Annotated in this window: 5 protein-coding genes and 1 pseudogene; all 6 read right to left on the reverse strand. The window is 43.5% G+C overall.

What is annotated here, in order from left to right:
• Window positions 1–133 precede the first annotated feature (133 nt).
• The gene (locus F1E73_RS06335; protein ID WP_150451446.1) at window positions 134–3,391 is read right to left on the reverse strand and encodes a VCBS repeat-containing protein; all 3,258 of its coding nucleotides are present in this window, start codon (window positions 3,389–3,391) and stop codon (window positions 134–136) included.
• A gap of 9 nt (window positions 3,392–3,400) precedes the next feature.
• Window positions 3,401–6,700: a VCBS repeat-containing protein gene (locus F1E73_RS06340; protein ID WP_223883378.1), complete on the reverse strand. Its 3,300-nt coding sequence runs from the start codon at window positions 6,698–6,700 to the stop codon at window positions 3,401–3,403.
• Complete coding sequence (locus F1E73_RS06345) at window positions 6,700–7,284, reverse strand: hypothetical protein (RefSeq protein WP_150451447.1); 585 nt, start codon at window positions 7,282–7,284, stop codon at window positions 6,700–6,702. Before F1E73_RS06345 ends, F1E73_RS06340 begins: the two co-directional genes overlap by 1 nt.
• Window positions 7,271–10,546, reverse strand: a complete 3,276-nt coding sequence (locus tag F1E73_RS06350) for a VCBS repeat-containing protein (RefSeq protein WP_150451448.1) — start codon at window positions 10,544–10,546, stop codon at window positions 7,271–7,273. The genes F1E73_RS06345 and F1E73_RS06350 overlap by 14 nt, the downstream gene beginning before the upstream one ends.
• A gap of 68 nt (window positions 10,547–10,614) precedes the next feature.
• Window positions 10,615–12,216: a RagB/SusD family nutrient uptake outer membrane protein gene (locus F1E73_RS06355; protein WP_086475901.1), complete on the reverse strand. Its 1,602-nt coding sequence runs from the start codon at window positions 12,214–12,216 to the stop codon at window positions 10,615–10,617.
• Between the two features lie 10 nt (window positions 12,217–12,226).
• A pseudogene (locus F1E73_RS06360) lies at window positions 12,227–12,800 on the reverse strand (SusC/RagA family TonB-linked outer membrane protein); the annotation flags it as partial.

The following is a 12,800-nucleotide window of genomic DNA, read 5'->3' on the forward strand; positions in this document are numbered from 1 at the left end:
GTTTACTAATATACAGGGAGTAGCCTAGGACAGAGGGCCTGCCTCATCTAATCGGATAACCAAAAAAGCATGCTAGGAATCAAGAGTGTTGAGGCCTAGCATGTTTTTTTATTGGGGTTGTGAAATTTATAGATTACTTCATTTCCAAGGTATAGGCCTCGGCATTATTTGAAATCACCAAATAGGTGTTTTTGCCTATTTTCTTTATGGAACGAACACTAATACCTTTGGGGAGTGGTAGTCTTTTATAGGAGGTAAATTGGTTATCCTTAAAGTTGCGGAGTACTCCCCCGGGATTGGCCATACTCTGCCCAAGTTCGTTTACATACCCCTTATAATTCCCCACGAAGAACAGGGCAGGATCGTCCAACTCCTCATCCAGATAAAAGCCTTCAATGGTACTCATTTGTGCCTCCTTAGGCAGGGGAGTAGCAGTAAATCCATTCCCGGTATTCATGTAGACCATGGATCGCAATTCCATGATTTGTTTAACCTCTACAATATCGGACTCCTTTTTGCCAGTAAGATCTTCTATATTTTTGATCTTGGAAAAATCGGTATAGCTCAAGAACTTTTTCTGAAGCATGGGCAGTTGTCGTTTTAGTTGATCCAGGGAGGCAAAGGGTACCTGATGTCCAAAGTAATCATAAAAGATAATGGGGTCCGATTGTTCGTTCTCGTCAAAATCGTCTATATAGAGTTTAACGGGCTGGGTGGGGGAGGCCTTCCATTTAAAATTAAGGCCCGCATTTCCAGCAGCAATATCTAAATGCCCGTTCCCGTCCAGATCGGCAACTAGGACGGTATTCCACATCCCAGCGGTATACTCTAGTCCCAAGGCTTTGGTTTGGTTGCTAAAGGTGTTGTCCCCGTTGTTCATCAATACGGTTATGGGCATCCAATCTCCCACCATGATAAGATCTAGATAACCGTCATTGTTCAGGTCTGCCCACTGGCTATCCGTTATCATGCCGTAAGGGCCGCTCTCTACAATCTCAAAATTATTGTTGCCCGTATTTTTCAGGATGATACTCAAGGGGGAAAGTCCATAACCTCCAGGAAGGGATCTGGAACCAATAAATAGGTCCGTAAATCCATCCTTGTTAAAATCTGCAGCGGCAATGCTACCTCCATTTGTTTTTGGCAAGCTAGCTTTAAGTCGTTCAAAATTACCCTTGCCATCGTTAAGGTACACGCGGTCTTCCAGATAGGTATCTCCTTCGGGGACATCGTTTCCGCCGCTCATCACATACAGATCCAAGTCACCATCATTGTCCAAGTCAAATGCCACGGCACCTACATCTTCATATAGTTTATCACTATCAAAAGTAGCTCTAAAGCTAGTAGTAAAAGATCCGTCTGCTTGTTGGATGAATAAGGTGGCCGACTGATATTTTGCCCCACCAATAAAGATATCGTCCAGACCATCGGAATTAAAATCGGCAACCACTACAGCGGGTCCTTCCTGTGAAAGCTTTTCGGGCATTAGGGGTTCCAATTCGTAATCGTAATAGGTGTTCTCCCTGTGGGTATAGGGAAATACCTTAGCCACAAATTCTGGTTGCTGTTGGGGTTGCTGTTCAGCTAATACAGCGCTCGCGTCCCTTTCAATGGTATGATATTGTTGAGGTTCTAGCCCTTTTACCACCTGCTGCATCCCATCTGGCCATAGTACGGTGAGGGAGTCTATGGAAGTGGCCATTCCCAAGCCAAAATGTAGTTTGTGCGAGGAGGAGGATTGAAACCCCCTAGTGGTGATCAATTCCTTGTAGAATTGTTCTCCGTTGGAGTATACGGTTACCTTAGCCCCTAAGGTCAAGGGTTTTTCTTGGCTACCCCTTAGTTGTACCCCAATCCAACTGTTGCTGTTTTGGTCCGATTTATTTTCTAAAATAACCGCCATTTCGTTGAGGTTGTTCACCACAAGATCCATATCCCCGTCATTGTCTAGGTCTACCGTGGCGGCCCCGTTAGAGTAAGAAGGATTAAATCCGGCCTCTTCTGCATAGCTGGCATAGTCAAAATTGCCTTTATTATGGAAGATCATATTTGGGATCTTTAAGGAGGGCATGGCAGCTATCAGTTTCTGCTCCATTTGGGCAGATTTATTCTGATTGTATTGGCTGAAATCCGTGGAGCTTAGATAGTTTATATAGTCTAAGTCATTGGGACGCTTATAGATACCATTGGTGACAAAGATGTCTTTTAGTCCATCGTTGTCAAAATCCTCCATAAGTACAGACCAGCTCCAGTCGGTTGCGTGGGTTTGGGTCATGAGGGCGATATCGGAAAAGGTGTTGTCGCCATTGTTTAATTGAAAGTGATTACGCGCATACTGGGTGCCAAAACCAAAATGCTCCTTAATCTTACTTACTTTATCCGAGTCTTCACCTCCAGATTTTAGGAAGATATTGTGTTGAAAAGGCATCATATCCAAAGTAAAGAGATCTTGTCTGCCATTATTGTTCATATCCCCTACATCTACTCCCATGGTAAATCTACTGCTGTGATTGAACCATTCTTCTCCAACCTCTTTAAAAGTTTTGTCGCCCTGGTTTATATAGATATAATCATTTTCATGGAAGTCGTTCCCCACGTATAAGTCCATTAAGCCATCCTGGTTTAGATCGGTCGCTATTACGGCAAGGCCGTATCCCAAGGGACTATTGTAAATACCTGCTTGTTCGGTAACATCCTCAAAGTATAAAGTGCCCGATTCCAATTTGTTCTCATATAACCGATCTCCTGCTAAGGCGTCTTTCTCCATTCTTTTATCCACCTTGCCATAACTTCTGTTGCTATGGATGGAATGGTTCATAAGATACATGTCTAAATCCCCATCCCCGTCGTAATCAAAGAAAACCGCTTGGGTAGAAAACCCTGAGAAATCTAGACCAACACTGGTGGAAACTTCGGTAAAGGTATTGTCTCCATTGTTGAGGTATAGCCTATTGTGGGATTGTAAATTCTTGTAATTCCCCACTTTCGAAATATAGATGTCTAGGAAGCCATCGTTATTTACATCGGCCATGGTGGCCCCTGTAGACCAGGTAGCATCCATTTTTATATTGGCAGACTGGGTAATATCCTTAAATTTCAGATCGCCAAGATTTAGATAGAGTCGGTCTGGCAACTCATTAGCGGTAAAAAATAGATCCTCTAAACCATCGTTGTTGATATCACCTACGGCTACGCCTCCGCCGTTATAATAATATAGATAACTTATAATATTTAGGCTGTCATTGGAATGCAGTTGGTTGGTGAAATTCACCCCACTAACGCTTTCGGGCACCGTTTCAAAATAAATGGGCGCCTTAGCCTTGGATGGGTCGGTATTATTACAGCCTAGGAAGCATCCGATAACTAGTATGGAAAGAAGCGTTTTTTTCATGAACTACTGTTAAAATTTAAAAACATTGGTGGAATCGTTGTTCTTGGTTACGATTAAATTACGGCCCATGATCTCCATGTCCCTAATTTCCCCGTCCAAATGGAGTCCGCGGCCATCTTTATGGTATTTAAATTGAAGGTTGCCCTGGTTTTCCAAATAGATACCGAAGGAGGCATCGTACCTTCCTACTTCGGGTTTTACCCCATATAGATTTCCTCCCAAAATTATATCTACATCCCCATCATCGTCAAAATCGTGGGCACTAATGGCGTAAATAGGGGAGAATTGTGCTTCCAAGGGAAGCGCTAACACTCTAAAATTAAAATCGCCCTCATTTATCAGAATTACGGAAGACAGGGTGTTGGCCTCTAGTTTTAGGGCACCTTGTAACTCTTCCGGAGTAAAAATTTCGGTAATACTGGCATCCTTAAAGGAATCGTAATTAGGAAATTTCTTTTTAAGGTCTTTTAATTGGTCTATTAAATTGTGCCTCAAGTTGTAGGGGTAGTGCTTTCCATTTTTAGCAGTAAAGGTCATAATGGGATCGCTAAAACCATTGTTGTCAAAATCTTTCACAAACAAATTAATGGGCTTTTCGTCACTAGCCTTAAACCTAGAATTTTTACCATGGTTGCCGAGCACAAAATCCAGGTCTCCATCCTTATCTAAATCTACGGCATGGATTACATTCCACCATCCTTTTAATTGGGAAAGGGGATTGTCTTTCTTGCGAACCAATTTTCCTTCTTGGTTCAGGAATATTTCTATGCCCATAAATTCCCCTGTAACCATAAGGTCTTTATAGCCATTACCGTTTAGATCGATGAATTTAGCATCGGTAATCATTCCAATATTTATCAGTTCTGGGGCAACTTCTTGGGTAACGTCTTCAAAGACTCCCTGCCCATTGTTTCGTAGAATGAAACCAGATCCGGGCACCCCATATTGGCCAGGGATGGATCTCTCGCCTACAAAGAGATCTAGATCTCCATCCATATCAATGTCTGCTGCAATCACGGTAGAGGTACTGTGAGTACCCGTAGGGGTGGGTAGGTGTTGATCTGAGGGGGTAAAATTCCCTTTCCCGTCGTTAAAATAGAGTCGGTCTTTTAAATAAGTCGAAAATTGTGAAAACTCTACTCCGCCGCTACAGATATAAAGATCCAGATCGCCATCATTATCCGCATCGAAAAAGAGCACGCCTGCATCTTCATATTCGGCATCCTTCAGGAAGCTAGGATTGTTCGCGGGTTTAAATTGATTGCCATCCCCAAGCATTAGGGACCCGGGGCTGCCTTTGGCTCCCCCAATATAGATATCCTCCACTCCATCGTTATTTACGTCTCCAATAGCCATTTTAGGACCTTGGGTGCTTAGCATATGGGGGAGTAGACGGTCCCGATCAAAGTCTACAAAGCGGTTCTCCTTATGCGTGTAATCTATTTTTAAATCGGAAGGAGTGAACAAGGGGGTCGGTTTTGTTTCGGTTACTAAAACCGGGGGTAATGCCTCCTCCTCGTATAGGGTGATGGTTTGGTTTACTGGGAGGTCTTTTAAGTGGGTGACTTTCCCAGAAGGCCAGGTTACCTGTAGGGCTACGGGGTCTTGGGTAGGCAGTCCAAAGTTAGGTCTAAGATCTACACTGGACTGAAAACCGCGGGTAGGCTGCTGTTCTAGATACTGACTTCCCGTTTTGGTGGTAAGTTTAAGTTTTGCCCCTATAGCGTTGGTGTTTTTATTGGCTCCCTTTAGGATAACCTTTAAATAATTGTGGTTGGTTTGGGAATCTGCGTTGTTCCTGTAAAGGAACGAGGGCATATTCACGTTGTTTACTATTAGATCTAAATCCCCATCATTATCCAAGTCGGCATAAGCCGCGCCGTTGGAGAAGCTTAAGGTGTTTAGGCCGGAGTTCCACTCTTCGGTGAATTTTAGATTCCCCAGATTTTTAAAGGCATGGTTAGGCACCTTGTTAGAGGGGATAATTTCTATAAGTTTATTGTAGTCTACCTGGTTATTGGCAACGATAGATTGTATGATTGCCTCACTGGAGATATACTGTAGGTAATCCTGATTGGTGAGATCCTTATAAATTCCGTTGGCTACAAAGAGGTCTTTATGGCCATTATTGTCCATATCAAAAAAGAGTGCTGCCCAACTCCAGTCCGTAGCTTCCACTCCACTTAGCCTGCCAATTTCGCTAAAGGTGTTGTTGCCATTGTTCAATTGCAACGTGTTCCGTGTAAATTGATGGTAATAGTCGTTTTTTAAATTTAGTTGATATTTGTTCCAGTCTTCAAAAGTGGTGACCGTTTTTAATCGGGCATATTCCGAAGGAAGCATTTCTGCTACAAAGAGGTCCATGTGCCCATCGTTGTTAATATCGGCGATATCTGCCCCCATGGAGGCTCCGCTGATAGATTTCATCTGTTGGGTAAGTACTTCCTTAAAGGTGCCGTCTTGCTGGTTGATATAGAGGTAGTCCCTTTCAAAAAAATCATTGGATATAAAGATGTCTTCCCAGCCATCGTTATTCATATCACCCACGGTTACCCCTAGGCCAAACCCAATGACACTGCCATGGATCCCCGCTTCCTCCGTAATATCCACAAACTTGCCTCCGTCGTTTCTCAACAGCTTATCCCCACCCAGGACATCGCGCTCGTATCGCTCGTTTCGCTGGAGATTAAAACTGCCTATGGATCTATAGGAGTTGTTTAGGAGGTACACATCTAGGTCCCCGTCCTTATCAAAGTCGAAGAAAGAAGCATGGGTAGAGTACCCCTGGTCATCCAAGCCATATTCGGCGGCCGACTCGGTAAAGGTAAGGTCCCCATTGTTTATAAAGAGTTCGTTTTGTTTGTTGTCTCCGGCGATGTCCCCGGAATTACACACGTAGATATCCAAAAGGCCATCCCCGTTAACATCGGCCATGGTTACCCCAGTAGACCAGGCTTTTTCACCACCTACTCCGGCCTTTTCGGTGATATCCTCAAACTCAAAATTCCCTTTGTTTAAATAGAGTTTATTACCGGTAAGGTTGGAGGTGAAATAGATATCCAATAACCCGTCATTATTAATATCGCCAACGGCTACGCCGCCGCCGTTATAAAAATTTCGGTAGCGGTATACATTAAATTCCTGGTTATACCGTAAATCATTTATAAAATTGATCCCCGTTTGGGTACTGTCTAACAATTGAAAAAGCGGTGGGGTGCCCTTGGTGGTGCTATCGCTATTTGAACAGGACAATAAGAGCGTTCCTACACCCAATAAGTAAAGGTAAAACTTCATTCGCATAGTCGTCATTAGTTATATTTTTCTGGATATTTTTGCTTAAGGTCTTCAATTTTCACTACTACATCCTTATCGTCCTTGTAATAGGCCATAATCTGTCTGTTGCCATCAATCTTTACGTAGGCCGTAGTATTCGTCTTTTTAGATTTCACTTCAATAAAATCATTTCCCGGAAACCATTTTACAAGGGTATCCTGCACCAAGGGTAATAGGTTTTGGGCCGTTAAGTGCGAGTTCCAAGGGGACCAAGCCGTAAAGGAAAAGGACATGTCCATACCTACCATGGTGTTCTGCTCGTTAAAAGCTCCGTAAAACAAAAGGGTAATGGCAGAGGATGATTCCTGATCTGCAGCCATGGGTAGTTGGTACTTTACCGTTTGATTATTAGGGCCATGGGTTACCACCCCTTCCTGATTAAGCTGCCAACATCGTTTAAAAAAATCGGCCTTACTATCGCCCATAGCCATTCCAAAGATAAGGCTATCTTTTGGTATGTTTTTTTTTGCCTCTCGGTTTAGCATGCTGGTATACTTGGATTCACATCCAATGACGCTTACAACGATTAATATGGCTACTATTAATTTAGGGTACTTCATGAAAAAGTAGGTTATTGTTGTTTATGGTGGTTATTAATAGTTGTCTTCCCTTATAGGGAGCCAATTTAAAGTTTCTTATTTGTCCAGAAATTCCTAAGGACGTTACTTTCCCAAAATGATAATCTTGTTTTCCTGATTTCTTACCCAGTACCAGCCATCCCTTGGAGGCATCTAACCTTCCAAATTGGGGTTTTACCAAATATTGATTTCCTCCCAACAGGATGTCCGGTACCCCGTCCTTATTATAATCCATGATTTCTATGGCACTAACCTTAGAATACTGGGTTTCTGGGGGTAATTCCTGCCTAATGAAACGCGTGCCTTGGTTTAAAAACAAACTGCTAGTTGTTAATTGCAAGTCTAGCTTATAGGCCTCCTCTAAGCGCTCCTTGTCAAAGAGGTCGCTCATTGTGGCGGTGGCATAATCCTTATAAAATAGCATCTTGCTTTTAAGGTCTGGTAATTGGGCAATAAGTTCGTCCCGGTCTACTATTGGGTAATAGTCATTATCAATTTTATAGCAAATAAGCTGTTCCGCAAAGCCGTTTTGATCAAAATCATTTAAATATAATCTGGTGTCGGGTTTGTACAAGGAGTTAAGGCCGACATTGCCTGCTAATATATCCATTTTTCCGTCCCCATTTATATCTCCTACTTTTAGGGAAGACCACATGCCCGTGGTATTGGCCAAACCATAGGCTTCTGTTTTATCAACAAAATTCCCTTTCTCATTAATGAATATCTTAATCGGCATCCATTCCCCCAGCACAATCAAGTCTTCCCATCCATCTTCGTTTATATCTACCCATGCGGCATCGGTTACCATGCCCAAGTTTTCTAGGACGGGAGCTTTGTAGAGGGAATATTTATTATCGCCTAGGTTCTCCAAAATATAGCTAGAGACGGGACTTCCGTATAACTGCGGGTTAAACCTTCCACCGACAAACAAGTCCAAATCCCCATCGTTATCAAAATCTACCGCCTGTACCGTAGAAGCGCTAAGGGGTTGGTTAAAGGGTAGGGGATGGGGGGAAAGTGAAAAATTCCCTCGGCCATCATTGAGGTATAGCCTATCGTTTAAAGCCCAATCGTAGGAAGAGAATGCCTTGCCACCACTACTTACATATAAATCCAAATCCCCATCGTTATCGCTGTCGAAGAACAGCGCATAGGTGTCCTCCGATCCCTTGTGGGGCATAAAGGGCTCCTGTATTTCCGTATATCCTTTGGCATTGGAGAGGAATAGACTTCCCGATTGGTTCTTGGCTCCCCCGATGTAAAAGTCCATGATGCCGTCCCCATTAAGGTCTGCCATAGCGATGGCGGGGCCTTCGTTGTTGGTCATATCTGGCAACAACCTTTCCCTATTAAAATCCACGTAGTTATTTTCTTGGTGAGTAAAGGGAAAGAGGGGTGTAATAGGAGTAAGTAGCTGCGACTCTTTAGGGAGGATTGGAGGTGAATCCGCTTGGTTTTCCAGGGGTTCTAAAAAGGTGTACGTTTTATTGGCGCTTAGGCCTACTTCTTTGGACGTAGATCCATTTGGCCAAAGTATTCTAAGGCTATCTATTACCGAATGGGTGCCCAATCCAAAATGGACCCCATGGTTAACAGAACTTTGGAATCCTCTGGAGGGGAAGTTCTCTGCCATGGCTTTTTGATTTTCCCCATAGTATATAATGGCCTTGGCACCTACTGCCTTGGTGTTTTTTGAGTCCGATGCAAAATGGAGGTATATGCTTTTGTTGGTAGTGGTATCCGTTTTGTTCTCGTAGATAAAGGGTGCCATATTTACGTTATTGACTACCAAGTCCAAATCTCCATCGTTATCTAAGTCCACATAGGCGCTTCCGTTGCTAAAACTGGGAGTTCCCAGTCCTAGGCTATCGGCCATATTTGCAAATTGAAAGTTGCCTTTGTTAATAAAGGCTGCATTGGGGACCGGTTGTGAAGGCATGAGGTCTATCAATTTCATAATTACCTCTTCTTCGGTCTTCATCATGTGCTTTACCCTTTCCTCATTGGCCATATAGTTTAGATAATCCCTGTCTAATAGATCCTTATAGATGCCATTACCTATAAAAATGTCCCGGAGACCATCATTATCCATGTCAAATATTAAGGAGGCCCAGCTCCACTCTGTGGCTGTTACGCCGGCGAACCTTCCAATTTCAAAAAATCCGTCCTTACCCATATTTCGCTGCAAAACGTTTCTGGGGTATTGATGGGCGTATCCTTGTTTTACCGCCATGCGGTGCTTGTCCCAGGATTCATAGATGGCTTTGGTGCGCTGTCTTTCCATGGTAGCTGGTAGCATTTCCGAGACCATAATGTCTGGAAGTAGGTTGTTGTTGAGGTCACCGGCATCCGCACCCATAGATCCCATAGAAAAAGAGGAGATATAGTCTTCTGCCACCTCGTTAAATCCTCCTTTTTGGTTATTTAGGTAGAGGTAGTCCCTTTCAAAAAAATCATTGGAAATAAATATGTCTGGCCAACCATCCCCATTAAAATCGCTCAGGGTTATGCCCAGTCCAAAGCCTATAGCACTGGTGTAAATTCCTGCTTCCGTAGAGATGTCTACAAATTTCCCATTGTCGTTTCTTAAAAGCTTATTGCCAGACTCACTTGGTATATTTCGTTGGTCTTTGATGAGATCAAAGGCGCCTATAGATTTTATGGAGTTATTAAGGATATACACATCCAGGTCGCCGTCCCCATCAAAATCGAAGAACGCGGCATGGACGGAAAGCCCTTCTATGTCTAGCCCGTATTCTGCTGAGCGCTCGGTAAAGGTTAGGTCGCCATTGTTGATGAAGAGTTCGTTGTGTCTATTGGGTCCTCCAGGTTTCCCGGATTTACAGACATAAAGATCTAAAAGGCCATCATTGTTTATGTCCACAAAGGTTGCCCCTGTAGACCATACGTTTTCACAAGCTACTCCTGCCAACTCAGTGATGTCCTCAAATTCCCAATTCCCCTTGTTTAAATAAAGTTTGTTGCCAGACATATTCCCGGTAAAGTAGATGTCTGGTAGGCCATCGTTGTTTATATCGCCAATGGCTACCCCTCCGCCATTGTAAAAATTGCGATAGGTATAGGGATTAAAATCTTCCGTATAGGTTAAGTCGTTCCGGAAATCTATTCCCGTATCGGTTCGCAACACAAATAGTGGGGAGTTATGATCTTTGGAAGCTTCTTTTTCCAAATTACACGAAAGGAATAATAGGCAGCACAGGGCCATTAGTGGGAACACTTTCATTGCATAGGGTAAAATTAAAAGAGGGTTATCCAAAGATAGCCCTCTTTTTAAAATAATCAATCTTGGAATTAATATCCAGGGTTCTGCGTTAAGGTACCCGAACTAGCATCGATTTGAGGCTGTGGGATGGGGAAAACAGTTCTGTGGGCGCTGCTTGCCGATTTTTCCCACCATGGGTCATTAAATTTGCCAAAACGGATCAAATCCTGTCTCCTAGTAGTTTCCATGAACATTTCACGGCCTCTTTCGGCTAAGAAACTATCGGCATTTAAACCAGATAGTGGCGGTAAGCCAGCTCTGTTTCTAATGGTATTAACATCTGCCTCGGCTAATGACCAGTTGTTTGCAGCTCTGGCTCTACCTTCGGCGCGTATTAAATATAGATCGCCAAGTCGTACAATAGGCATATCGTTATCCATATCATCACGGCCAAATAGTCTAAAGCTAAACTTGCCTAAACGTGCACCTCCTTTTCGGGAAGCGTTTGGTTCTAGCTCATCAATTTCTGGCGTATAGTCCAATTCCAGTTGACCATCCGTAGCGGCATAATCCAATATAGCCGATCCGTTAAAGTCAAATTGGGGCCCAACTATAAAATTGGCCTCTTTTCGCTGGTCGTTATCGTCATAGGAATTGTAAAAATCTTCCAGAGCAGAATATCCGTTCCAAGGTTGTGAAACCAAGTTCCAGGTAAATTGGCTGGAGTAGTGTAGGGTCATATGGGCAAAGTTCATCCCTCCCCCGGTAACCCCATCATAGGCAATAGACCATATGATTTCTGGGTTGTTATGGTTGTTGGGAGCAAATACCGCCGCATATCCTTCTAGGTTCTCTGGGTCGGAAGCTACGTTAGGTCTTTTTCCTGGATTGGGTACGCTGCAGCCAACGCCACAAAGTACGTAACCAGAATTATCAATAACATAAGAGGCCGCTTGTGAAGCTTCCAAATATTTGGGTACTCCTGTATATACTTCTGCGTTAAGATATAGCTTGGCTAATATTCCCAATGCAGCATATTGATTTACTCTATACGGATTTACATCGGTACCAAGGGGGCTGTTGGAAAGGTCCATAGAAGCACCAACGGCTGGGATTCCCAAGGCTTGCAATAACTCGGTTTCCACAAAGGCGTATACTTGGGCACGTGTTGCCTGTGGGGCATCCTGACCTGGGGTGGTAACTATTTTCACCCTTCCGTACAAGTCCAATAATCGATAGTAAAAGAAGGCCCGTAATACTCTAATCTGTGCCCTCTGGTTGGCATCCAAGTCTGTTTGCAACAGATCGTTACAAGCAGCAATGGCGTTGTACTGTTGGGTCCACGCATCATTAATTGGGCCGTTAGACGGACCAAAGGTATGTCTGTGCATATCTATCCAGATACCACCATCGTACCAGTCTCCCCCTTTTTGGGTTACGGCCATTTCATCGGTAGAAACAGATTGAATGGACCAATAGCCACCGTGATTGGCACTACCGGCATCCCGTAATTTACTAAAGGCGACACTAAGGGCGTCGTTAGGTCCGTTTCCACCACCATCAAAGGTAGTGCTGGGTTCATCTATACTAACGGGGCGGTCAATTTCCCCGATCAAATCTTCTTCCAAGTCGGTACAGGATCCCAAGAGGAGTCCGCCACAAAGGAATAATGCTTTATATATGTTTTTCATTGTGAGTCTTTTAAAAGTTTATGTTAAGTCCCAATGTATAGGTACGGGAGGAAAAATAGTTGTTTCTTCGATCAATTCCGGGGATCAAGGGGTCAAAACTTGTTCCTGGGAATCCTCCGTTATCTATGGTGCCCGCATCCTGTAATGCTGGTTCTGGATCGGAACCGGTATAGTTGGTTATGGTAAATAGGTTCTGTCCGCTTGCGGTTACCCTAACACCTTTAATATACTTATTTTCCTTAATGTCAAAGGTGTAACCCAAGGAAAGGTTATCCAATTTAAAGAAATCTGCTTTCTCTACATAGAGGGAGCTAAATTTAGCATTGGTGATTTCTGGGTTAGCCAACTCTGTATTTACAAAGTTATAGGAGCCTTGGCTTCCAACACGTGGTTCGTAGAAGGCCCTATAGGTGTTTATTAAACTGTGACCAAAGGCACCTCTAAAAAAGGCGTTTAAATCCCAGTTGCCATAGCGCAATTGGTTGGTCCATCCCAATTCAAAATCCGGGGTACCTTTTCCTAGTACGGCAAAATCCCCATCTGGATCCAACGCATTGTTTTGGTTGGTAAGTAATTGGCCGTCA

Source organism: Arenibacter lacus (assembly GCF_008711145.1).
Lineage (GTDB): Bacteria > Bacteroidota > Bacteroidia > Flavobacteriales > Flavobacteriaceae > Arenibacter > Arenibacter amylolyticus.